The sequence below is a fragment of the Vibrio sp. SNU_ST1 genome (genome assembly GCF_030563405.1).
GTDB lineage: Bacteria > Pseudomonadota > Gammaproteobacteria > Enterobacterales > Vibrionaceae > Vibrio.
Genome location: NZ_CP130748.1, coordinates 2,620,891 through 2,644,667 on the forward strand (window position 1 = coordinate 2,620,891; position 23,777 = coordinate 2,644,667).

A 23,777-nucleotide genomic window follows, 5' to 3' on the forward strand; every position below is an offset into this window, starting at 1 on the left:
GGGCGGTAGAATAGCAAATTTAACGTTAAATTAAAATCTTATCATTTTGACCAACATAGCAAGTTAAGACGAAAGTCCCACTATTTTTGCCTATTTACGCAGTTAAACAGTGACTCTACGCATGATTATTTGTAGGAAGTACCGACAATCAGATACACCGAATCAAAGTTATCTTCGGTTCGACCATAAGCTAATATGATCGGCCCGATGGGTGAGTCGACACCCGCAAAAACAGAACCTGCAGTATACATTGGTGCTTCATCCAGTTTTAAGTCATTGTTCGACCAAACACCACCATGTTCAATAGAGGCGCCCACGTAGAACGGTGATTCAAAGAGGCCGAAGTCATTTTCAAACCACTTATAACGGTAGATCAAACTGGTGTACGCCAAGTTTTGCCCGATCAGACTATTCCTTGGAATACCGGATAGATTAAGGAACCCTCCTAGCTCTTTCGGATCAATCGGAAAGACTGAGTTTTTACTTTCTACGATGCCGTAATCAACCTTTGCGACTAAAGTATGCTTTTCAATGCTTTGTGCTGCCATAAAATTGGCCGAAAGTTCAAAGACTGTATCACTCTCAGAAGAAAAATCTGAACCACCATTAGAACTCTCATTCTCAAAATCGTCATGAGAGATAAGGTACTCTAAATCGACAAAATAACCTTCGGTAGGAAGACTGAAGTTATCCAAAGTATCCAATCTATAACTGGCAAAGGCACCAATACGTTTATAGCCACCACTTCCTAGTGAAGGTAATGATGCCACCTCAATACTACCATCTGTATAACGTGCACCAAATTTCAGCTCTTGCCACAATGTCGGTTGATAGCCCAATGCCAATTCACTCAGATACTCTTGATAAGACATTGGTAAATAGTCTTTGGTTGCATCCAGTGTAGGTTCTCCAATCTCGCCGATTCCTGCTGGCAGGTTTCGATTCTGGTTGCTGTAAGCAATAGACACAGATGTGAACAATTTTTGACTCGAAAAGAATGGTGAGAAGAGTTCCGCCTCAATACGTTTGTCCGTTCCCATCTCGATATTAGTTCTTAGCTCTGCACCATGCTTATTAATATCGGTAAAGTTGGCAGAGACACCGAGCGAGTACTGGCTGGTAGTAGAAAAGTCATCTTCAAGAAAAAATCGAAAATTGAGGTAGTTTGGACCCCAAGATTTTTCGTTCACATCGACCAGCAGCTGATCCTCGCCATCAACATTTTCAAATTCATAAGTAACCAACTCGAACCGATCTAAGGCATAAAGATCTTTCACTTTAGATTCGATTTCACTGGTTTTAATAACCTGACCAGAATCGAGGTTTAAACGATTTTCGATCAACTTATCTGAATAGTGGGTGTTGTTGTTAATAACAACTCTATCAACCACAGTCTGATCGCCATGTTTTAGCTGCTTTCGAGCTTGCTGCTTATGATCGATATACTTCTGATAATCCGCGTTAGAGAGTGACAACTTAGAAAGCTCAGAGCTGTTCTGGATCGCAGCATCATAACCCGCTAGGTAGGCGCCCGGCATTTTATCGAATTCTGTAGTATCCATTTGCCCAACATCTGGCCGTAGGAATACATCCTCTTCCGTCAATGTTTTCGCTTGCTCTTGAGTGCTGCGACGAACAAGGTAGTTAGAAAGTTGATCGGCTGCGGCTAAAAAGGTAGTGAAGTCTTCTTTGCCTTTGTAATTGGTACTGATATCCACCGCAATGACAATATCCGCCCCCATCGCTCTGGCAACGTCGACGGGCATATTATTGGTGACACCGCCATCAACCAGCATTCGACCATCTAAGGAATAAGGGGGAAGCGCTCCGGGTACCGACATGCTGGCCATCATCGCATCGACAAGATGACCATGATCGATGACGACCTCTTCCAGTTCGATAATGTCAGTTGCTACTGAACGGTAGGGAATAGCAAGATGGTCAAAAGAGTCGAGTGGAGAGAGGTTACCTGTGGTCTCACGCAGAATACGCAACATATTCTGACCTTGAACCACACCTTTCCTTGCTTTGATTTCGCCCCAACCTAAACCGAGATCGGTATTCAGTTGATAACGGTCTTCATATTCTTTATCACGTACACGACGATCACTACGGTTAACGCGATCACGATAACCGCGATTCCAATCAACCGTATAAATAAAGCTCTCGATCTCGTCTGCGCTCATCCCTGTCGCATAAAGACCACCAACGTATGAGCCCATACTGGTACCAGTAATGTAATCAACCGGGATTTGCATCTCTTCTAGGGCTTTAAGCACACCAATGTGAGCTGCACCTTTTGCACCACCACCAGCAAGAACGACAGCAACGGTTGGCCTTTTATGAGCTTCTTTAAGTTCAACATGTTCTGATGAATCAACCTGTGCTGCAGTAGCGGCAAACAGTTGAAAACTGATCACAGTACCGACAATACCCAAGCTACTCACTAACCAACGATAAATCATTATCTAAACTATCCTTGTCATTCTTTTCTGTTATGACTTTACCACTGAAAAAGCTTCTTTAGCCACTGTTTTGGTTGACTTTCACAGCCCTTTTTAATGCTGCCACTTTCATCCCAGACCGGCAATTTCACTGTACCACCGCAGTCAAACTCTAACGCCCCTTCAGAAGTTCGAGTGAAGCTAACGGTCGCAATTCCTGTTGGCCAAGGCAGCAATAGCTGTTCAGGCGTTCTTTGCTTCAGATAATCGGCATAGACACGCAACGCACCGCTAGAACCTGTTAGTTTAGTCGGTTTATTGTCATCTCGGCCTAACCAAATCGTCGTGACTTCACGACCATCAACACCAACAAACCAACTGTCTCGACTGTCATTACTCGTGCCCGTTTTACCAGCTAACCCAGCCCACGCAAATTGACCTTGTAAGAAACGGCCTGTACCTTCCGATACACCCCGCTTCATCGCATAGGTTGTTAACCAAGCTGCTTGCTGGTCAACGCTTTGTGATACACGAGGAATCGACTGATACAGAACCTCGCCATCATTATCAACAACAGAACGAAGTGCAGACAAAGGTGCGATGCGGCCAGAGTTGGTAATGGTTTGGTACATCTGAGCAACTTGGAACGGAGTCAGTGAGAACGAACCCAAAAACATCGACGGCACAGGGCGAATCTCATTTTTATCGACACCCAGCTTTCCAATGGTATCCGAGACGCTATCAATGCCTAACTGCATGCCTAAACGAACGGTAGGTACGTTGTAAGACTTAGAAAGCGCCACATACAAGGGCACATCGCCACGGAACTTACGATCGAAGTTTCTTGGGCTCCATACGCTACCCTTACTGCCTTTTAAGCTCAGTGGCGTGTCCTTCAATGTTGTCGCCAACGTGTATTTCTGAGGTTGTTCTAATGCAGTCAAGTAGATTGCTGGCTTAACCAAAGAACCAATAGGGCGACTCGCGTTCAAGGCTCGGTTAAAACCATCGTAACCGGTACGTTTACCGCCGACCATCGCTCGGATTTCTCCAGTATTTCTATCGACAGCAATCGCAGCAGCTTCCAACTTGTTACCTGCCGTTTTAGATAAATCAGGCACTTTACGAGCAATCGACTTTTCTAACTTGTCTTGGGAAACTGGATCCAGAGAGGTAAAGACTCGAATCCCTTTTTTCGCTTCAAATCGATCGCCGACATATCTCTTAAGCTCAATGTTTACTTGCTGGAAGTAAGCTGGCTGACGGCTAGCAATACGTGGGTTGTCTTGAATATCTAAATCACGACTCGCCGCTTCTTCGTATTGTCGCGGAGTTAATATGTCTTGCTGCATCAATAAACGAAGAACCAGATCGCGTCGAGTCTTAGCACGCTCAGGATAACGAACCGGATTGTAATACGAGGGTCCTTTCACCATACCTACAAGCAGTGCCAGCTGATCGATACGGAGCTCTTGAATTGGTTGACCGAAGTACAAGCGGGATGCTAAACCGAAGCCATGAATCGCTTGCCCACCATTTTGTCCAAGGTAAACCTCGTTTAAGTAAGCCTCTAGAATACGATCTTTGCTGTAACGATGGTCCAAGATAAGCGCAATGTAGGCTTCACGAACCTTACGCCACAATGTACGCTCACTGGACAGGAATAGGTTTTTTGCCAACTGTTGTGTCAGCGTACTCCCCCCCTGCACCGTTCGCCCAGCTTTGACGTTAACGACCATTGCACGAGCGATTGCTAATGGCGATACCCCATCGTGTTGATAGAAGCTTCGGTCTTCAGTCGCTAATAAGGCATCAACCATCACTTCTGGGAACTGATTACGTTTTAAGAACAGGCGTTGCTCATCGTTACTTTTTTCAAGCATGCCAAGCATTTTCGGTTCAACACGTAGATAGCCCATGTCGCCTTTCTTCTCTAGCGACTGTATACGAGTTAACTCGTTACCGTTGAAATGCAGCATCACATGACGATCCGCTTCCGGTCCATCGACAAACTCGAACGGACGACGAATCATTTCAATCTTGGTTGAAGAAGAAGAGTACTCACCCGGATGACGAGGAGAGTTCACCTTGCGGTAATTCAGCACATCCAATTCATTTTTGACTTGCACCAAACTAACGGCAGTACCCGGAGATAGGTCCAATACACGAGCATAAACAACGGTTGGCAGATCAAAAAGCTGACCTTCAAAACGCTGCTTAACCACTGAATCCAGATAAATACCGACGAACAACAGCAATGCGGCAAGTGCTAAGCCAGCTTTCCAAGAAATGCCCCACAGAATCTTCAACCAACCTCTCTTGCCAGACGGCTTAGCCTTAGGTTTAGTCTTTTTCGCTGCTGCTCTTGGCTTTCTAGGCTTGCCTTTCGTCGCTGGTGACTTCTTTGCTGGCGCTTTTTTAGGTGGTGCCTTTTTTGGCGTTAACATTTTGGTCATCATCGGTTCAACTGTCGTTTAGTTTTAGTGGTTGCTACATGATTAGCAGGGTCATCCGGCCAAGGATGTTTTGGGTAACGGCCTTTCATCTCTTTTTGTACTTCTTTGTACGCGCCAGCCCAAAAGCCGGCTAAATCCTGAGTAATTTGCAGTGGTCGTTGCGCAGGAGAAAGCAACTCAAGCACCACCTTTTTACGCCCTTGGGCAATCAAGGGTGAATCTTGCTCACCAAAGACTTCCTGCATTCGAACAGAGATCATTGGCTCAGATTGATATTGGTATCGAATCGACTTCTTACTGCCCGTTGGCATCAGGTAATTAGTAGGTAGCCATTGATCTATTTCTTGATTCAGAGGCCAGCCAAGATAAGCCGACAGTGCTTGTTCAATCGATACATTCGACAGCCCTTTGGCTGACTTAATGCCATTCAGATATGGTGATAGCCACTCATCAATATGTTCAATCAAACTCGCGTCATCCATCGCTGGCCAATCATGCTCTGGCATCCAAAGCTGTGCGCAGCGTACACGCTCAACGAGCTGTTTAGCCGAAGGTGTCCAATGTAAGCGCTCCAGTCCGCAGCGAGCGATATAATTGAGTAGCGCTTGGCTCGCCTGATTCGAATCTGGTTCAGGTAAAGCTTTGGTGCTGATAATCAACCTACCCAAAGACACTCGCTGCTCTGCCACTAAGCGACCACGCTTCTCATCCCAATCGGCGTAATCGGAACGCACAAACAGTTTTGGAAATTCAACTTCTAGCTGCGCAATATCAACCGCGGTAGCTAAGAAAATTTGACTGGCTTGCCCAGTGCTACGCATCAAATCAATCACGACGATATAGTCATTGTTCGCCAATGGGTCATCATCACGAACTTCAGCGCCGTGGCCATTCGCCAGAAGAAAGGCACTGCTGCTCGCACTTCTCGCTTGTGCAATTCGGTCTGGGAATGCAAAACAAAGCACTAATGGTAGCAATGATTCGTCAACTTGTGACAAATCTAAGTGATGATTGAGTTTGCTAGCGAGACTCTTCGCTCGCTGCATCACCACGCTATTTCTCGAATGTTGTCTTTGCTTAAGTCGATGCAAAGAGTGCTGAATATCCGTCACATTGCGTTCCGGCTCTTCGAGTAAAGCGGCAGCGACAATCGCGACATTCAACAAGGCTGGACTGTTTTGCTGAGCTTTGATCAGCATGCTGGCGATACGCGGCTCAATACCTAGGCTCTGGGCTTGCTTACCGAGCGGAGTGAACTGCCCATTACCGTCTAACAGTTCCAGGTTTTGTAAGAGTTGCTTACCTTGTTCTGTTGAAGCTTTTGGTGGAACGTCTAACCATTGCAGTTCATCAGCACTCGCAGCGCCCCATTGCGTCAATTCAGACACCAACGAAGACAAATCAGAATGAAGAATTTCAGGTTCTGGTACAGCAGGTTGCTGCATAAGCTGTGTTTCGCTGTACAAACGAACACACAAGCCCTCTTCGATTCGCCCTGCACGACCCGCTCTTTGCTCAGCTGATGACTGCGAAATTTTTACTTGTTCAAGCTTGGTAATGCCGGTTTTCAAATCAAACTTGGCGACTCGTTCAAGACCAGAGTCCACCACTAACCGAATGCCCTCAATGGTCAAAGAGGTTTCAGCAATATTGGTGGCCAGAACCACTTTTCGACGCTCTTTCTCTGATGGTGCTATCGCTTTCTGCTGTTGAGGAAAGCTGAGTTGACCATATAAAGGACACACATCGATATCGCTAGAGAGTTGTTCTAGTTGAGACTCCACCTGCTTAATTGCAGAAACGCCAGGCAAGAATGCTAACAACGAACCGGATTCCTTCTCCATCAAAGAGCGAATTACATTAGCCATTTTAGGGGCTAAATATTCATTGGCATTGAGAGGCTGATAGCGGAAGTCGACCGGGAAAGTTCGCCCTTGCGATTCAACATACTTGGCATCAGGTAACAAAGATTGCAGAGCGTATTGATCTAAGGTTGCCGACATCACCACCACTTTTAGATCGTCACGCAGCGCATCTTGGATCTCCAAGCTAAACGACAATGCGGTATCTGCGTGAATGCTGCGCTCATGAAATTCATCAAAGATCACCATATCAACCCCGATCAATTCAGGGTCGGTTTGGATCATTCTCGTCATGATCCCTTCAGTAACGATTTCCAAGCGAGTCGCACTACTGGTTTTAGATTCACCACGAACCCTAAAACCTATGCTCTCTCCCACTTTCTCTCCTAGTTGGCTCGCTAAGTAAGTAGCAATATTCCTTGCAGCCAAACGCCTTGGTTCAAGCATAATGATTTTGCCTTGAACGGCATTAGTCTTAACCAACTGTAAAGGGAAGAATGTTGACTTACCGGCACCGGGAGCGGCCTTTAGAATAAGTTGAGTGTGTGTTTGTACGCCAGCGAGCAGATCTGGCATCACAGCTTCTATGGGCAGTTGTGGCAATGGGTGAACCTTGTGGTGTAATGTTGGCAACATTGTACATAAAAACCTACCTCTCTAAATAAGTAATATGCACTTCAATCCTCCATTAGAGCCAGCGACTCTTATTAAACGCTATAAACGCTTTCTCACTGACATCCAACTTCCAGACGGCAGCGAGCGTACTATCCACTGCGCTAACACTGGAGCGATGACAGGATGTGCGACTCCTGGCAATACGGTGTGGTACTCAACATCAGACAATGCAAAAAGAAAGTACCCAAACAGCTGGGAGATCTCAGAAACAGACAAAGGTCACCGTATTTGTGTAAATACTGCGCGGGCAAACCAGCTAGCGGTGGAAGCAATTGAAAATGGGACTATAGTTGAACTCTTAGGTTATAACGCGTTACGAACCGAAGTGAAATATGGCAGTGAGAATAGTCGCATTGATATTCTGCTTGAAGATAACGAAAAGCCGCCTTGCTATATCGAAGTAAAAAGCGTCACTTTGCTCGACGAACAACAAGTGTCAACTAAGCGACAAATATCAACTAAACAACAAGCATCAACCGAAGGGCAAGGTTTTTTCCCTGATGCAGTGACAACTCGAGGCCAAAAACATCTGCGAGAACTCACAGAAATGGTCGAATCTGGAAGTAGAGCCGTACTTTTATTCACTGTTTTACATTCAGGCATTGAAAAAGTGTCTGCTGCACACCATATAGACGCCAAATATTCGTTATTACTAAAACAAGCACAAGACGCTGGAGTTGAAGTGCTTTGCTATAAAGCAGAGCTCAGCAGTACTCAAATACAACTAAAACAAGCCGTTGAATTTATCAATAGCTAAGCAAAAATGCTGAACTATTCACATTGATTGCAAGTTTTAACAAGAGTATTTGCCACCATTCGTTCTTTCTGCTATAGATACCCGCCTTAAAATTAGCTGCTTTGCAGTTGACTAGGTGTAAATAGGAGATGCTGTATGCCAGAATCTAAGAAAAAAGCGCTAGGCATCCTAGCCATCGCAGGTGTTGAACCGTACCAAGCAAAGACAGGTGAAGAGTACATGTCACCTGAGCAAACGGAACATTTTACAAAAATTTTATCAGCTTGGCGCAACCAGCTCAGGGAAGAAGTTGATCGTACTGTGCACCACATGCAGGACGAAGCAGCGAATTTTCCAGATCCTGTTGACCGAGCTTCTCAAGAAGAAGAATTCAGCCTTGAGTTACGTAACCGTGACCGTGAGCGCCGTCTTATCAAGAAAATTGAGAAGACACTAGATAAGATCGAAGAAGACGATTTCGGCTTCTGCGACTCTTGCGGTGTCGAGATTGGTATTCGTCGTCTTGAAGCTCGTCCAACTGCTGACCTTTGTATTGACTGTAAAACACTTGCAGAGATCAAAGAGAAACAGATGCAAGGTTAATTCTTGCGGATGTAAAGAAAGGGAGCTTTGGCTCCCTTTTTTGTTTGTTCTAAAAAGCGGTTTATATCGTTGTTGATAACGATAAACTAATCGCCAAACGTCTTAAGAATCGACTACTGCGGTACCATCAAGATTAGGTTTTCACTTATGAATTATATCGGACGCTTTGCACCATCACCGTCAGGTCCTCTTCATTTTGGCTCACTGGTTGCTGCTCTTGGTAGCTACTTTCAAGCGAAATCTAACCAAGGACAATGGTTAGTTCGTATGGAAGACCTAGATCCACCAAGAGAAATGGCTGGCGCTGCAGACCTCATTCTTAAGACGCTTGAGACTTACCACCTGTATTGGGATGGTGATGTCGTTTATCAAAGCCAGCGTCATGACCTATATCAAGCTCAAATTGATCAATGGGTCGCTGACAATCAAGCCTATTACTGTGAGTGCACCCGCAAGCAGATAAAGTCCTTGGGTGGGTTTTATAGTGGCCACTGCCGAGACAAAGGTTTAATTGATTCAGGCGAACAGGCTGTGCGCTTGTGCATGGACTTTCCCATCGAGTCCTTTGACGATGTTCGTTACGGCACAATTCAAATTCCCAAAGCATTGGCTGAAGAAGATTTTATTATCAAACGCAGAGATGGATTGTTTGCCTATAACTTGGCGGTTGTCCTTGATGACATCGAACAAGGGGTAACAGAAGTCGTTAGAGGTGCCGATCTGATAGAACCAACAGGTCGACAAATCAGTTTGTATAAGACGCTCAAGCAAAAAAACGTGAGCTACTTGCACTTACCATTGGCAACCGATGGCTTGGGGAATAAACTGTCAAAACAGAACCATGCCACCGCGATAGATCTCGACAACCCAAAACCGACATTAATCAACGCGATGCGATTCTTAGGTTTTGATATCCCGAATGCTCTTTGCGAGGCGTCAATGGATGAAGTTTTATTGTGGGGCTGCCAGCAATGGAACGTCCGTCAGTTACCTGATAGTTTACAAAAAGAGCACAGCAATGAGTTCGAAACTAACGGCAAATCGCAATAACGATACATAAAAATACCGTAACAAATACCTGTGACTAAGCAGACGATGTTCTCAAATGGCTCGCGCTAAGCTATTATTAGCCGCAATTAAACTCTGCACTACCACTTTGGACTAAGAGAAAAACAAAGCTGGCGATACCTACTTTGTTATAAACTAATGAATACAAACGACAATACCCCAAGCGAACAACGCGGATTCCACGAATTAGCTCTGAATATTTATACTCGTCAAGAGCACAATATTTCACGCAAGCAGATCAGCGACAATGCACTTAAAGTGTTATATCGCCTGAATGGTGCGGGTTTTGACGCATTTCTAGTCGGTGGTGGTGTACGCGACATCTTATTAGGCTCTCAGCCAAAAGATTTTGATATCGCGACCAACGCAACGCCAGAGCAAATCAAGCACCTATTCAGAAACTGTCGTCTTATCGGTCGACGTTTTCGCTTGGCACATATTATGTTTGGTCGTGACATCATTGAAGTAGCAACTTTCCGTGGTCACCACCAAGAGCCATCGAAAAACGTTTCTGCGCAATCTGAAGAAGGTATGTTGCTACGCGATAACGTGTACGGCAATGTTGATGAAGATGCAGAACGTCGTGACTTCACAATCAATGCGATGTACTACAACATTGCAGACTATAGCATCCACGATTACGCGGGTGGTGTAGAAGATTTAGAAGATAAGCTGATCCGCCTGATTGGCGACCCAGAAACGCGTTACCGCGAAGACCCAGTACGCATGCTACGTGCAATGCGCTTCGCCGCTAAACTGGATTTTGATATTGAGGAAGATACAGCCGACCCAATTGAAGAGTTAGCACATCTTCTAAAAGATATCCCAGCAGCGCGTCTTTACGAAGAGTCTCTAAAATTACTGCAATCAGGTCACGGTTTAGAAACCTACCACTTGATGCGTGAGTACAACCTATTCCAGCAGATGTTCCCTTCAGTAGCGGAACACTTCACAGAAGGCTACGACTCACATACCGAGCAGATGCTTGATCTGGTACTCGACTCGACTGACCTTCGTATCGAAGATGGCAAGCGAGTAAATCCCGCGTTTATGTTTGCAGCAATGCTTTGGTACCCAATGAACAAGTTGGCAGACAAGCTTGTCGCGGAACAGGGTATGGCGCACTACGATGCGATCATGGAAGCAAGTAACATCATTCTTGATCGACAAGTAAAATCAATTGCGATTCCTCGTCGCCATACCGCAACCATTCGCGAAGTTTGGCAACTGCAACTGCGACTGCCTCGTCGCAACGGTAAACGTGCCGTTCGCCTGATGGAACTCAACAAGTTCCGTGCTGGCTACGATTTCCTAGAAATGCGTGGCGAAATTGAAGGTGGCGAAACCAAAGAACTAGCAAAATGGTGGGAGCGTTATCAGACAGCAGGACGCAACATGCGTCAAGCCATGGCTAATGACGTAGCAGCACCATCAAAGTCGGGTCATCGCCGCCGTAAGACTTACAGGAACAAAAAGAGTAAGCAATCAGAATGATAACGGCTTACATTGCGGTCGGCAGCAATCTTGCCGACCCCGTTAGCCAAGCAAATTTGGCTATCGAAACGCTAAAGAATCTTCCGCGAACAACGTTTGTCGCGACCTCACAGCTATATAGTAGCACTCCAATGGGGCCGCAAAACCAACCCGACTACATCAACGCGGTAGTAGCAATTAAAACAGAATTAACGCCAATTGAACTGCTTGATTGCACTCAAAAGATCGAGCAAGAACAAGGGCGCGTCCGTAAAGACGAGCGTTGGGGGCCAAGAACCTTGGATCTCGATATCGTGTTATACGGCAATGAGGTGATCGATTCAGAGCGCTTAACCGTTCCTCATTACGGAATGAAAGAAAGAGAGTTTGTGCTCTACCCGCTTGCTGAAATCGCACCAAGTTTACAACTCCCTGATGGGACTGAGCTGACAGAGCTGCTAAAAATAGTAGATAAGAACGGGCTCAATGTTTGGCAGCAATAGCCAAGCGCATTAAGGAAAATCAATGAAAAAAGTAACCATTAACGACCTGATCAAGTGCAAACAAGAAGGCCGTAAATTCGCGACGTCGACAGCTTATGATGCGAGTTTTGCTCAATTATTCGAAAGCCAAGATATGCCAGTTCTGCTTGTCGGTGACTCACTTGGCATGGTTCTACAAGGTCGTAACGATACATTACCAGTAACCGTTGACGACATTGCTTACCATACTCGCTCAGTGCGTGCTGGGAGCCCAAACTGTCTTCTTATGGCTGACATGCCATTCATGAGTTATGCAACACCTGAGCAAGCCTGTGAGAACGCAGCAACCTTAATGCGTGCTGGTGCGAATATGGTAAAAATCGAAGGCGGGAGCTGGTTGATTGAAACTGTGAAGATGCTAACAGAACGTGCTGTACCAGTATGTGCACACTTAGGCTTAACGCCTCAATCGGTAAACATTTTTGGTGGTTACAAAGTTCAAGGTCGTGACAACGAGCAAGCCGATAAAATGGTTGCTGATGCGCTAGCACTACAAAATGCAGGTGCTCAAATCGTTCTTCTTGAATGTGTACCAGCTTCATTAGCAAAAAGAATTACAGAAGCTTGTGACGTACCGGTTATCGGCATCGGCGCAGGTAATGTTACCGATGGTCAGATCTTGGTTATGCATGACATGTTCGGTATTTCTGCGAACTACATGCCGAAATTCTCTAAGAATTTCCTAGCAGAAACAGGTGATATGCGTAAAGCCGTCGCTCTATACAAAGAAGAAGTAGAGAGCGCACGTTTCCCTGATGATGCTCATACAATCGCTTAGGAGTAACTATGCAAACTTTTGCTGAAATAGCGGCTCTTCGTGAGCAGATTAAACAGTTTAAGCGTGATGGACGTACGGTTGCTTTTGTCCCAACAATGGGAAACCTACATGAAGGTCACCTAACTCTAGTAAAGAAAGCTCGTGAACTGGCTGACATTGTTGTTGTAAGCATTTTTGTTAACCCAATGCAGTTTGATCGCGCCGACGACCTAAATAACTACCCTCGTACGTTAGAAGCCGATTTAAACAAACTAACAGGCGAAGGTGTTGAGTTAGTCTTTACGCCAACACCAGAGGTTATGTACCCAGAAGGATTGGACAAACAGACGTATGTTGAAGTCCCTGGTATATCTCATATGCTTGAAGGTGCCTCTCGCCCAGGTCACTTCCGCGGTGTATCAACAATTGTCACGAAACTGTTTAATATCGTTCAGCCAGACTTTGCATGCTTCGGTGAGAAAGATTTCCAACAACTTGCTGTGATTCGCCAGATGACAACTGACTTAGCGCTAGACATTGAAGTTGTGGGCGTAGCGACTGTTCGTGAAATGGATGGTTTAGCAATGAGCTCTCGCAATAGCAACCTAACGATTGACGAACGTCAGCGAGCTCCAGTTCTAGCGCGCACTATGCGTTGGATCAGCAGTGCTATTCGTGGTGGTCGTGATGATTACGCGTCTGTCATTGAAGATGCAACAGACCAACTACGCGCAGCAGACCTGCAACCGGATGAAATATTCATTTGTGATGTGAAAACGTTACAAGCGATCACTTCAGAATCGACTCAAGCAGTGATTCTAATGTCGGCTTTCCTAGGTAAGACTCGTCTTATCGACAACCAAGTTTTAGATTTGGTCACGGAAACGAAAGAAGAAGTGAAAGAAGAAACTGCTGAGTAATCGCTTTCTTCTCTTTACGTAAACCAGCTCCTAACGTAAAGCAAAAGCACAAATGAAAAACATAAAAAAGGTCGATGTAATATCGACCTTTTTCTTGCCTGCGATTCAGGATTATTAATAGATCCTGGATAACCAATTGCTCTTGGATAACTAAAACTTAGCTACGTAAGCCGATCCCCTTTGTAACTAAGTAATGCGCAATGCCATACAGCACGACAATAAACACACCCAAGACACCAAACGACGTCACAATACCCACATCAGACACACCCAAGAAGCCATATCTAAACGCGTTGACCATATATACGATAGGGTTCAACTTCGATATACCTTGCCAGAATTCAGGCAATAGGCTGATCGAGTAGAACACACCACCGAGGTACGTCAGCGGCGTTAAAATGAAGGTTGGGATAATAGAAATATCATCAAACGTGCGTGCGAATACAGCGTTGATCAAACCACCCAGAGCAAACACAACCGACGTTAGAAATACCGTCGCAATGATCACGCCCCAGTGGTCAACTTGAAGGTCAACAAAGAACAGCGATACAAAGGTTACGATAGTGCCCACTAACAAGCCACGCACCACACCGCCCATCACGAAGCCGGCAATAATCACATAGTTAGGGACAGGAGCTACGAGTAGCTCTTCAATGTTCTTTTGGAACTTGGCACTAAAGAACGACGAAGCAACGTTGGAATATGAGTTGGTAATCACCGACATCATGATCAGACCCGGCACAATGTACTCCATGTAACTAAAGCCGTTCATTTCACCAATGCGCGCACCGATAAGGTTGCCAAAAATGATGAAATAGAGCGTCATGGTAATCGCAGGTGGGACTAAAGTTTGCACCCAGATACGCGTGAAGCGATTGATCTCTTTGGTCAACAAACTACAGAAAGCTGTCCAATATAGGCTGTACATATTATTTATTCCCCTCACGGACGATACTCACAAATAGCTCTTCTAGGCGGTTTGCTTTGTTACGCATAGAGAGGACTTTTACCTGCTGCTCACTCAATTGATCAAAGATGGTATTCAAACCTAGATTCTTGTCGATTTCGATTTCTAGCGAGCCATTCACCATCACTTGGCTATTCACACCTTCAAGTTTAGGTTCAGTCGCACCCTCTTCAAGATCAAGAATAAAAGTCTCAGCACTCAACTTACCCAGCAGCGACTTCATTGTGGTGTTCTCAATCAACTCACCACGATTGATGATACCAATGTTACGACACAGCATTTCCGCTTCTTCTAGATAGTGCGTAGTCAAAATAATGGTGATGCCCTGTTTCTCGTTGATCTCCTTGAGGAATTCCCACATTGAACGACGCAATTCAATATCAACACCCGCCGTTGGTTCATCAAGGATCAGCAAATGAGGCTCATGCATCAGTGCACGCGCGATCATCAAACGACGCTTCATACCACCAGATAAGTTACGTGCACGTTCGCCACGCTTTTCCCACAAATCGAGTTGAGATAAGTACTTTTTAGCGCGTTCTTTAGCAAGTACTTTCGGTACACCGTAGTAGCCGGCTTGTTGTAGCACGATCTGCTCAACCGTTTCGAACGGGTTAAAGTTAAACTCTTGCGGGACTAAACCTAAGTTCAACTTCGCTAGCTCCAGATCGGTATCAATGTCGTAGCCAAATACTTTAACCTTGCCTGAACTCTTGTTAACCAGAGAAGAGATAACACCAATAGTGGTGGATTTACCTGCGCCATTTGGACCAAGCAATGCGTAAAAGTCGCCTTTTTCTACTTGTAAGCTAATGCCTTTAAGAGCCTCAAAGCCCCCTGCATAAGTTTTTCTTAGTTGCTCAATTTCTAATGCATACATAGAGATAGACTGCCATTTGCTATAGATAAGATGTTGATGACCGAGCTTGAGGAAGAGAGTAATGCTTAAAACGAGCTAGCAGAAAACTAACTCAAACTTGTTTACTCGGCCATTTTGCAAATAAGTTTATCGTTGATTAACGATTAATACAAATACCGAGTGAGGGTTTCTTTCGAAAGCGAACAAGAATATTCGGTACGTAAAGACCAATTCAGTGTTCAGTAAACATAAAAATGCCGTTAAGTTATTAACTTAACGGCATTAATCACCAATACTATATTTGGCGTCTATAACTGATTCATGTCAAATTATTACTGAAGATTAAACCGAGTCAAATTGATGTTCATCTCTGTCTACGTAGCTAGTTGCAGCCGTCAGGGCTTCATATCTGAATCGATAAGTATTGGATTCAGGCACAAGGTCAATCACATGGAATTTCTCTAATTGCTGACGAGTATTCTCATTAGGACACAATAAGTACACCTCACACTGCGCATCTAGGGCATCTTTAATCGCATTTTCTAGCGCCAGGCCAACGGTAACATCAATCATAGGCACATCGGTTAGATCTAAGATCATCGCTTCATAATCAGAAATACTCGAGTGTTGACGTGAAATCGCTTTTGAAACACTGAATATCATCGGCCCAGAAAGGTAGAAGAACAGCACTTTACCATTGGCACTATCCAGTAACTGACGTTCACTGTCAGTCAATGGGATATCGTCTTCATCATCGCCATCACTGATCGCCTTAACTTGTCTAGCTTGCTCTCGACTCAACCTTTCAATAATCAGAATGTTTGAGATAAAAACGCCCAGCCCGACAGCAATAATTAGATCAACGAATACGGTCAATAACATCACACCGTACATGACCCCCATGCCGGCATAGCTCACCTTGTGTGCGCGCTGAATAAAACTCCAATCAAGGATGTTGAAGCCGACATACATCGCGATACCAGCTAACACCGCCATAGGGATCGGTTCTGTTAAGCCTCCCGCAACCAATACCACTAGCGCAAGCACCAAAGCACGAATAACACCAGAAAGCGGAGAACGAGCCCCTACCTGAATGTTGGTCACTGTGCCCATGGTTGCGCCCGCACCGGGTAGCGCACCAAACAGACCAGAAATCATATTCGCAATGCCTTGGCCACGAAGTTCTTTGTCTGAATCATGCTCTTTACGAGTCAATGAATCTCCGATAACCGCAGTCAAAAGCGTATCAATACAACCAAGAGTGCCCAGCACCAAAGCATCGATAACCATTGTAGTGAATTGCTCAGCGCTGATAGTCGGAATAACAAGAGAAGGTAAGCCTGCGGGAATTTCACCAATACGGCGAATAGAGTCGGTATCAAAGATAATAACGGATAAAAGCGTTACAGCCACTAAAGCGACCAATTGAGCGGGCACATACTTACGATATTTAGCTGGAAAACCGAAAAGGATACCAAGCGTTAATACCCCTAAAAACAGCTCGCTGACTTTCAGATTAGCTAGCGTATCAGGAAGTGCCGAAAGTGTGCCCATCACTCCGCCAGAAGGGGCTGCGTGCCCTAGCAAAGGAGAAAGTTGCAGAATGACAAGAATCACGCCGATACCGGACATAAAGCCAGATATCACGCTATATGGCATCAAAGTAACGTACTTTCCTAGTTTTAATGTACCGAGTAATATCTGAAAAGCACCCGCCATCATTACCACGGTAAAGGTCATTGCCATCCCGGTTTCAGGGTACTTGGCCACCATGCTGGTCATTACAGCCGTCATGATCACTGTCATCGGCCCAGTAGGCTCTGATATCAAGCTGCTTGAGCCACCAAACAATGCCGCAAATAGGCCCACCATGATGGCGCCCCAAAGGCCAGCTTCCGCGCCCGCACCAGAAGCGACACCAAATGCCAACGCTAAAGGCAATGAGATGATGGCTGTAGTTACACCGCCAAACATATCTCCTTTGAGATTGATATCCGTAAAACGACTTCCAAACAAAACACACCTTCCTGATGATGAAATGACAAACCTTATCACTTTAACAAATGTATCAACGGTTCAGAAAGTGTTAATTTAATCACACTATTCGTCTCTTATATTCGGATTATGCCTTTTACGCAAAGTTAATGATTTTAACGACTAGTACACGTCAGATGAGTACTATTTGACACAGTTTTTACAAGATTGAATTTGTAACATTGTGTATAGTTAGGATTCTTAATTAAGGGGTGTAAAACGCAAAATGCCAGAGATTAAACAGCTTTTTGAAAACAACTCTAAATGGTCAGAAGAAATTCGAGCTCAACGACCTGAGTATTTTACAACACTTGAAGAGGGCCAAAGCCCCGGTTTTCTATGGATAGGCTGCTCAGATAGCCGCGTTCCGGCCGAGCGTCTCACTGGTTTGTATTCTGGCGAACTGTTTGTTCATCGAAACGTCGCGAACCAAGTAGTTCATACCGACCTAAATTGCCTATCGGTGGTGCAATACGCTGTCGATGTACTCAAAGTGAAACACGTTATTGTTTGTGGTCACTACGGCTGTGGTGGCGTTAACGCGGCGATTGATAACCCTAAACTGGGTCTTATCAACAACTGGCTACTGCACATTCGCGATAACTACCTTAAGTACCGCAAGCAAATTGAATCTCTACCTCGTGAGCAATGGGGTGACAAGTTATGCGAAATTAACGTTGCAGAGCAAGTCTACAACCTTGGTAACTCAACCATCATGCAAAGCGCCTGGGAACGTGGACAAGATATTGAAATCCACGGTGTGGTTTATGGTATTGGTAATGGCAAGCTACAAGATCTTGGTGTTCGTTGCTCAAGTAATGACACGTTAGAAAACAGCCATTTAGCGGCGCTTGATAAAATCCTATCGTCTCCAATCCTAGGTTAATTCTTAATGTCTAACCAGTAGATATAAGAAAGAATAGATATAAGAAAGGCTCGCATTTTGCGAGCCTTTTGTTTGTATTCAACAGAGTCGTTATTACTCTTGAGGTACAACTTTACCGATGTACGGTAGGTGACGATATTTTTGTGCGTAGTCGATACCCACACCAACAACAAATTCATCTGGGATTTCAAAACCAATCCACTTTGTATCTACAATGACTTCACGACGAGAAGGCTTGTCTAATAACGTACAAATTTCGATAGATTTAGGACCACGTAGGCTCAGGATCTCTTTTACTTTAGTCAGTGTGTTACCAGTATCGATAATGTCTTCTACAAGTAGAACATCTTTACCTTGAATATCATCATCAAGGTCTTTCAAAATACGAACATCACGTGAGCTTTCCATGCCGTTGCCGTAGCTAGACGCAGTCATGAAATCCACTTGGTGAGTTAAATCGATAGCACGAGCAAGATCCGCCATAAAGACAAAAGATCCGCGCAATAAGCCAACTAAAACTAGATCTTCACTACCTTGGTAGTGCTCCGTGATCTGCTTGCCTAGTTCGTTCACTCGATCCTGAACTTCTTGCTCAGAGATCATGACTTCAACTGTATGCTTCATACTGCTCTCATTTTATTTGGTGATTGCGACGAATGTTGACACTTTCGTCAGTTGTGTCGCTCAATTTTGTGCGTAAGTCTAGCACTGCTCAAATACCCACACCACCTTATGGTTCGAATTTACTGTTAGATTCTCAATGAAATGTGCATTGGTGCGTAATCCAATACTCGCATCCTTTCACATCAACACTGATCACGCTTTATGTATCAAGTTTGATGTAACTGTCTATAAAACAAGCACAAGGGATTGACCATTCACATATGCACCATTACACTCATCTTGGCTTAAATAATAATAAAATCATTAATATAAAAATTCGTTGGCAAGGAAAAATAAAATGGACTCAATAACGAAGAGACCTAGAACTAGGCTTTCACCCTTAAAAAGAAAACTTCAATTGATGGAAATCGCACTTGAAGTATTCTCTCGCCGTGGCATTGGCCGCGGTGGACACGCTGATATCGCAGACATCGCTCAGGTGTCAGTAGCAACAGTATTTAACTACTTCCCTACCCGTGAAGATCTGGTTGATGAAGTACTTAACCACGTTGTTCGTCAATTCTCGAACTTCCTTTCAGACAACATTGACCTAGATATTCACGCAAAAGAAAATCTACGTAATATTGCGACTGAAATGGTGACTTTAGTGGCTCAAGATAGCAATTGGTTAAATGTATGGTTCGAATGGAGTGCATCAACTCGCGATGAAGTATGGCCACTATTCGTAACCACTAACCGCACCAACCAAATGTTAGTGCAAAACATGTTTAGCAAGGCGATTGAACGCGGCGAAGTCTGTGACGATCACGACCCTAAACATCTAGCAAATCTATTCCACGGCATTTGCTACTCGCTATTCATCCAAGCGAAACGTGTAGATACGCAAGAAGAACTTTCGACCTTGACGGATAGCTACCTAAATATGCTGTGTATTTATAAGTAGATTCGAGATTCGAGATTCGAGATTCGAGATTCGAGATTCGAGATTCGAGTAAATAATTTAAGGGTTGGCCTAATGGGTCAACCCTTTTTTGTAGAATGGAATGTCTCTTCGCATCCCGAAGCGCAGCGTACTCGCATCTCGGAGTGAAACGTTACTGCTCTTTTCTTCAGACATAAAAAAACCGCTGACGAATCAGCGGCTTTTATAATCTAGATATACTCAAAATAATTGGAGTTGCAGCTAGGCAACAAGTAAGTTCAGCCCTATGAGCATAGATTTACTATGTGATTAGGGTGAACTTACGCAGTTAACAACGCTGCAGCTTCAAGTATGAAGAGTATTTACTTTTTCTTTTTCACTGCTTTCTTATTTGGAAGGTCAGTGATTGAACCTTCGAATACTTCCGCAGCTAGACCAACAGACTCGTGTAGAGTTGGGTGAGCGTGGATAGTAAGAGCGATATCTTCTGCATCACAACCCATTTCGATTGCTAGGCCGATTTCGCCAAGAAGTTCACCACCGTTAGTACCAACAACAGCACCACCGATTACACGATGAGTCTCTTTATCGAAGATCATCTTAGTCATACCGTCAGCACAGTCTGAAGCGATTGCACGACCAGAAGCAGCCCAAGGGAAAGTAGCAACTTCGTAGTTCAGACCTTCCGCTTTCGCTTCTTTCTCAGTCTTACCTACCCAAGCAACTTCTGGCTCAGTGTATGCAATTGATGGGATTACTTTAGGATCGAAGTAGTGCTTCTTACCAGAGATAACTTCAGCAGCTACGTGACCTTCATGCACACCTTTGTGAGCAAGCATTGGTTGACCAACAACATCACCGATCGCGTGAATGTGAGGAACGTTAGTACGCATTTGCTTATCAACGTTGATGAAGCCACGCTCATCAACTTCGATACCTGCTTTTTCAGCGTCGATAAGTGCACCGTTTGGAACACGACCGATAGCAACAAGAACTGCATCGTAGCGCTCAGCTTCTGCTGGTGCTTTCTTGCCTTCCATTGAAACGTAGATACCGTCTTCTTTCGCTTCAACCGCAGTCACTTTAGTTTCAAGCATTAGCTTGAACTTGTTCTTAATGCGCTTAGTGAAGACTTTAACGATATCTTTATCCGCAGCAGGGATAACTTGATCGAACATCTCAACAACTTCAACTTTAGAACCTAGAGAGTGGTAAACCGTACCCATCTCAAGACCGATGATACCACCGCCCATGATAAGCAGTTTTTCTGGTACTTCGTTTAGTTCTAGTGCATCCGTAGAATCCCAAATACGTGGGTCTTCATGTGGGATGAAAGGAAGTTTGATTGGGCGAGAACCCGCAGCAATGATTGCGTTGTCGAAGTTAACTGTCGTTGCTTCGCCTTCGCCTTCAACAAGAATGCTGTTAGGACCTGTGAACTTACCAAAACCGTTAACAACTGTAACGTTACGCATCTTAGCCATACCGCCAAGACCGCCAGTCAGTTGATCAACGACTTTCTCTTTCCAGATACGGATCTTGTTGATGTCCGTCTGTGGCTCGCCGAATACAACGCCGTGCTCTGCCATCGCTTTTGCTTCTTCAATTACTTTAGATACGTGAAGAAGTGCTTTTGATGGAATACAGCCAACGTTTAGACATACACCACCAAGAGTGCTGTAACGTTCAACTAGTACTGTTTCTAGACCTAAATCCGCACAACGGAATGCCGCTGAGTAACCAGCAGGACCTGAACCAAGTACAACAACTTGGGCTTTAATTTCTTTGCTCATTGTGACCTCTTGTAGTCATTATCCCTAACAGGCTGAGTAGATGTTCTTAAAATTATTGGGCTTTCAAACAGGAAACATTTTACAGAGATGTTAACAGTGTGAAAGTAGCTTTAAGTTAGCCTGTGAGCTAGACAACAATTCCCCCGCAGTTTATGAGAAATGCCGGAAACTGTTCTCTAAAAATAGTCTTTATATAAAGAATTAAGGTGACCCGAAAGTCACCTTAATAATTACTTTCTCAATTACAGTACTAGACGACGAATGTCAGATAGTGCGCTGTTTAGGAAAGTAATGAAGCGTGCACCTTCAGCACCATCGATCACACGGTGATCGTATGATAGAGACAGTGGAAGCTGTAGGCGTGGTTGGAACTCTTTACCATTCCAAACTGGCTTAATTTCAGACTTAGATACACCTAGGATACCTACTTCTGGAGCATTTACGATTGGAGTAAATGCAGTACCGCCAATACCACCAAGGCTAGAGATTGTGAAACAACCGCCTTGCATGTCTGCCGCTGTTAGCTTACCAGAACGTGCTTTCTTAGAAACAGCCATCAGCTCTTCAGATAGCTCGTAAATGCCTTTCTTGTTCACGTCTTTGAAGACAGGAACAACTAGACCGTTTGGTGTATCAACAGCGATACCCACGTTTACGTACTTCTTAAGAATGATGCTTTCGCCATCTTCAGAAAGAGAAGAGTTAAACGCTGGGAATGCTTCTAGCGCTTTAGCAACAGCCTTCATGATGAACACAAGTGGAGTGATCTTCATTCCAGTGTCTTTCTTCGCTTCGATTGCGTTCTGTTCTTTACGGAATGCTTCTAGCTCAGTGATGTCTGCGTTGTCCCACTGTGTAACGTGAGGGATCATTACCCAGTTACGGTGCAGGTTAGCGCCAGAGATCTTCTTAATCTTAGAAAGCTTCTGAACTTCAGTTTCGCCGAACTTGCTGAAGTCAACTTTTGGCCAAGGTAGTAGACCAAGAGCAGAACCATCGCCGCCTTTGCCAGATGCTGCTGCACCAGACTCTAGACGCTTAAGTGCATCTTTAACGTAAGACTGAACGTCTTCTTTAAGTACGCGACTCTTACGACCAGTACCTTTAACTTTCGCTAGGTTTACACCGAATTCACGAGCTAGACGACGAACAACTGGAGATGCGTGAGCGTACTCGCCGTTCTCTTGGAAGTCGCCAGCTGCTGGAGCTACTGCTTCTGCTTTAGGTGCAGGTGCTGCTGCCGGAGCTGCTGCTTGTGCTGGAGCTGGAGCAGAAGCCGCTACTGCTACTGGAGCTGCGCCTTCAACAACGAAAGTCATGATTGAAGAGCCTGTTGACACTTTGTCGCCAGCTGCAATCTTGATTTCTTTTACTGTACCAGCGAATGGTGCAGGCACTTCCATTGAAGCTTTGTCGCCTTCAACAGTAATTAGAGATTGCTCTTCTTCTACTGTATCGCCAACCGCAACCATGATTTCAGTAACTTCTACTTCATCACCACCGATATCAGGAACGTTCACTTCTTTCTCAGCAGATGCTGCTGGAGCCGCTGCAACTGGTGCTGCTGCCGCTGGAGCAGGAGCTGCTGCAGATGCAGAGCCCGCTACTTCGAATACCATTACTAGAGAACCAGTAGATACTGAGTCACCAGAAGCGATCTTGATTTCTTTAACGATACCAGCGAATGGTGCAGGAACTTCCATTGAAGCCTTGTCACCTTCAACAGTAAGAAGAGATTGCTCTTCTTCTACTGCATCACCGATAGCAACCATGATTTCAGTTACTTCAACTTCATCACCGCCGATATCAGGAACGTGAACTTCTTTCAGTTCGTCCGCAACAGAAGGAGCGGCTGCAACTGGTGCCGCCGCTTCAACTGCTGGTGCCGCCGGTGCTGCTACAGCACCTTCCGCTTCGAAGATCATGATAAGAGAACCAGTAGAAACAGAATCGCCTTCTGCTACTTTGATTTCTTTAACGATACCCGCTTGAGACGCAGGAACTTCCATTGAAGCTTTGTCGCCTTCAACAGCGATCAGTGACTGCTCTTCTTCAACCTTGTCGCCAACGTTTACAAGAATCTCAGTTACTTCAACCTCGTCAGCACCGATGTCTGGTACATTAATTTCGATTGTCATTGTATTTACCTACCTTAA

Annotated in this window: 18 protein-coding genes; 9 read left to right on the forward strand and 9 right to left on the reverse strand. The window is 44.8% G+C overall.

Features of this window, described 5'->3' with window-relative positions; all coding sequences use genetic code 11:
• Positions 1 to 125: 125 nt before the first annotated feature.
• From Q5H80_RS11420 to hrpB, 3 genes are read right to left on the reverse strand one after another with little or no spacing between them, the layout of a single operon-like run.
• The gene (locus Q5H80_RS11420) at positions 126 to 2,465 is read right to left on the reverse strand and encodes a patatin-like phospholipase family protein (protein ID WP_304564821.1); all 2,340 of its coding nucleotides are present in this window, start codon (positions 2,463 to 2,465) and stop codon (positions 126 to 128) included.
• A 38-nt stretch (positions 2,466 to 2,503) separates the two neighbouring features.
• On the reverse strand, positions 2,504 to 4,903 hold the full coding sequence (mrcB, locus tag Q5H80_RS11425) for a penicillin-binding protein 1B (protein WP_304564822.1): 2,400 nt from the start codon (positions 4,901 to 4,903) through the stop codon (positions 2,504 to 2,506).
• The gene (hrpB, locus tag Q5H80_RS11430; protein ID WP_304569409.1) at positions 4,900 to 7,338 is read right to left on the reverse strand and encodes an ATP-dependent helicase HrpB; all 2,439 of its coding nucleotides are present in this window, start codon (positions 7,336 to 7,338) and stop codon (positions 4,900 to 4,902) included. The genes mrcB and hrpB overlap by 4 nt, the downstream gene beginning before the upstream one ends.
• Before the next feature lie 94 nt (positions 7,339 to 7,432).
• Between hrpB and sfsA the strand changes: the two genes are divergently transcribed.
• The 7 genes from sfsA (at position 7,433) to panC (ending at position 13,536) form a co-directional block, all read left to right on the forward strand.
• Positions 7,433 to 8,194 carry a DNA/RNA nuclease SfsA gene (sfsA, locus tag Q5H80_RS11435; protein ID WP_304564823.1) on the forward strand — a complete coding sequence of 254 codons (762 nt, stop codon included), beginning with the start codon at positions 7,433 to 7,435 and terminating at the stop codon, positions 8,192 to 8,194.
• Positions 8,195 to 8,329: 135 nt separating this feature from the next.
• Positions 8,330 to 8,776 (forward strand): RNA polymerase-binding protein DksA, encoded by a 447-nt coding sequence (gene dksA, locus Q5H80_RS11440; protein WP_009847581.1) that lies wholly within the window; start codon positions 8,330 to 8,332, stop codon positions 8,774 to 8,776.
• A 147-nt stretch (positions 8,777 to 8,923) separates the two neighbouring features.
• Entirely contained in the window at positions 8,924 to 9,826 is a 903-nt protein-coding gene (gluQRS, locus tag Q5H80_RS11445) for a tRNA glutamyl-Q(34) synthetase GluQRS (RefSeq protein ID WP_304564824.1), read from the forward strand.
• A 156-nt stretch (positions 9,827 to 9,982) separates the two neighbouring features.
• A complete protein-coding gene (gene pcnB / locus Q5H80_RS11450; RefSeq protein WP_009847583.1) occupies positions 9,983 to 11,338 on the forward strand; it encodes a polynucleotide adenylyltransferase PcnB in 1,356 nt (451 codons plus the stop codon).
• Positions 11,335 to 11,820 (forward strand): 2-amino-4-hydroxy-6-hydroxymethyldihydropteridine diphosphokinase, encoded by a 486-nt coding sequence (gene folK / locus Q5H80_RS11455; RefSeq protein ID WP_009847584.1) that lies wholly within the window; start codon positions 11,335 to 11,337, stop codon positions 11,818 to 11,820. Before pcnB ends, folK begins: the two co-directional genes overlap by 4 nt.
• 22 nt (positions 11,821 to 11,842) lie before the next feature.
• Positions 11,843 to 12,637 carry a 3-methyl-2-oxobutanoate hydroxymethyltransferase gene (gene panB / locus Q5H80_RS11460; protein WP_304564825.1) on the forward strand — a complete coding sequence of 265 codons (795 nt, stop codon included), beginning with the start codon at positions 11,843 to 11,845 and terminating at the stop codon, positions 12,635 to 12,637.
• A gap of 8 nt (positions 12,638 to 12,645) precedes the next feature.
• Positions 12,646 to 13,536: a pantoate--beta-alanine ligase gene (panC, locus tag Q5H80_RS11465; RefSeq protein ID WP_304564826.1), complete on the forward strand. Its 891-nt coding sequence runs from the start codon at positions 12,646 to 12,648 to the stop codon at positions 13,534 to 13,536.
• Between the two features lie 157 nt (positions 13,537 to 13,693).
• On the opposite strand, the gene Q5H80_RS11470 is transcribed toward panC, so the two are convergent.
• The 3 genes from Q5H80_RS11470 to Q5H80_RS11480 form a co-directional block, all read right to left on the reverse strand.
• Positions 13,694 to 14,464, reverse strand: coding sequence for an ABC transporter permease (locus tag Q5H80_RS11470; protein ID WP_239716616.1), 771 nt, complete (start codon positions 14,462 to 14,464; stop codon positions 13,694 to 13,696).
• A 1-nt stretch (position 14,465) separates the two neighbouring features.
• Entirely contained in the window at positions 14,466 to 15,383 is a 918-nt protein-coding gene (locus tag Q5H80_RS11475; protein ID WP_304564827.1) for an ABC transporter ATP-binding protein, read from the reverse strand.
• A 321-nt stretch (positions 15,384 to 15,704) separates the two neighbouring features.
• Positions 15,705 to 17,336, reverse strand: a complete 1,632-nt coding sequence (locus Q5H80_RS11480; RefSeq protein WP_304569410.1) for a SulP family inorganic anion transporter — start codon at positions 17,334 to 17,336, stop codon at positions 15,705 to 15,707.
• Between the two features lie 286 nt (positions 17,337 to 17,622).
• Here Q5H80_RS11480 and can point away from each other — a divergent pair, with 286 nt between their 5' ends.
• A complete protein-coding gene (gene can, locus Q5H80_RS11485; RefSeq protein ID WP_304564828.1) occupies positions 17,623 to 18,282 on the forward strand; it encodes a carbonate dehydratase in 660 nt (219 codons plus the stop codon).
• Positions 18,283 to 18,375: 93 nt separating this feature from the next.
• Here the strand turns inward: can and hpt are convergent, their stop codons facing one another.
• Positions 18,376 to 18,906 (reverse strand): hypoxanthine phosphoribosyltransferase, encoded by a 531-nt coding sequence (gene hpt / locus Q5H80_RS11490; protein ID WP_009847591.1) that lies wholly within the window; start codon positions 18,904 to 18,906, stop codon positions 18,376 to 18,378.
• Positions 18,907 to 19,243: 337 nt separating this feature from the next.
• Here hpt and Q5H80_RS11495 point away from each other — a divergent pair, with 337 nt between their 5' ends.
• Positions 19,244 to 19,849 carry a LuxR/HapR/OpaR family quorum-sensing transcriptional regulator gene (locus Q5H80_RS11495; protein ID WP_017103846.1) on the forward strand — a complete coding sequence of 202 codons (606 nt, stop codon included), beginning with the start codon at positions 19,244 to 19,246 and terminating at the stop codon, positions 19,847 to 19,849.
• 341 nt (positions 19,850 to 20,190) lie between these two features.
• Here Q5H80_RS11495 and lpdA read toward each other — a convergent pair whose 3' ends face one another.
• Both lpdA and aceF read right to left on the reverse strand, forming a co-directional pair.
• Entirely contained in the window at positions 20,191 to 21,621 is a 1,431-nt protein-coding gene (gene lpdA / locus Q5H80_RS11500; RefSeq protein WP_304564829.1) for a dihydrolipoyl dehydrogenase, read from the reverse strand.
• Positions 21,622 to 21,863: 242 nt separating this feature from the next.
• Positions 21,864 to 23,759, reverse strand: coding sequence for a pyruvate dehydrogenase complex dihydrolipoyllysine-residue acetyltransferase (aceF, locus tag Q5H80_RS11505; protein ID WP_304564830.1), 1,896 nt, complete (start codon positions 23,757 to 23,759; stop codon positions 21,864 to 21,866).
• Positions 23,760 to 23,777 lie beyond the last annotated feature (18 nt).

Bases quoted from the DNA above. Each gene is read 5' to 3' on its own strand.
- Q5H80_RS11420 (WP_304564821.1), bottom strand. From the start codon at position 2,465: ATGATTTATCGTTGGTTAGTGAGTAGCTTGGGTATTGTCGGTACTGTG.
- mrcB (WP_304564822.1), bottom strand. From the start codon at position 4,903: ATGATGACCAAAATGTTAACGCCAAAAAAGGCACCACCTAAAAAAGCG.
- hrpB (WP_304569409.1), bottom strand. From the start codon at position 7,338: ATGCCAGATCTGCTCGCTGGCGTACAAACACACACTCAACTTATTCTA.
- sfsA (WP_304564823.1), top strand. From the start codon at position 7,433: ATGCACTTCAATCCTCCATTAGAGCCAGCGACTCTTATTAAACGCTAT.
- dksA (WP_009847581.1), top strand. From the start codon at position 8,330: ATGCCAGAATCTAAGAAAAAAGCGCTAGGCATCCTAGCCATCGCAGGT.
- gluQRS (WP_304564824.1), top strand. From the start codon at position 8,924: ATGAATTATATCGGACGCTTTGCACCATCACCGTCAGGTCCTCTTCAT.
- pcnB (WP_009847583.1), top strand. From the start codon at position 9,983: ATGAATACAAACGACAATACCCCAAGCGAACAACGCGGATTCCACGAA.
- folK (WP_009847584.1), top strand. From the start codon at position 11,335: ATGATAACGGCTTACATTGCGGTCGGCAGCAATCTTGCCGACCCCGTT.
- panB (WP_304564825.1), top strand. From the start codon at position 11,843: ATGAAAAAAGTAACCATTAACGACCTGATCAAGTGCAAACAAGAAGGC.
- panC (WP_304564826.1), top strand. From the start codon at position 12,646: ATGCAAACTTTTGCTGAAATAGCGGCTCTTCGTGAGCAGATTAAACAG.
- Q5H80_RS11470 (WP_239716616.1), bottom strand. From the start codon at position 14,464: ATGTACAGCCTATATTGGACAGCTTTCTGTAGTTTGTTGACCAAAGAG.
- Q5H80_RS11475 (WP_304564827.1), bottom strand. From the start codon at position 15,383: ATGTATGCATTAGAAATTGAGCAACTAAGAAAAACTTATGCAGGGGGC.
- Q5H80_RS11480 (WP_304569410.1), bottom strand. From the start codon at position 17,336: ATGTTTGGCGGTGTAACTACAGCCATCATCTCATTGCCTTTAGCGTTG.
- can (WP_304564828.1), top strand. From the start codon at position 17,623: ATGCCAGAGATTAAACAGCTTTTTGAAAACAACTCTAAATGGTCAGAA.
- hpt (WP_009847591.1), bottom strand. From the start codon at position 18,906: ATGAAGCATACAGTTGAAGTCATGATCTCTGAGCAAGAAGTTCAGGAT.
- Q5H80_RS11495 (WP_017103846.1), top strand. From the start codon at position 19,244: ATGGACTCAATAACGAAGAGACCTAGAACTAGGCTTTCACCCTTAAAA.
- lpdA (WP_304564829.1), bottom strand. From the start codon at position 21,621: ATGAGCAAAGAAATTAAAGCCCAAGTTGTTGTACTTGGTTCAGGTCCT.
- aceF (WP_304564830.1), bottom strand. From the start codon at position 23,759: ATGACAATCGAAATTAATGTACCAGACATCGGTGCTGACGAGGTTGAA.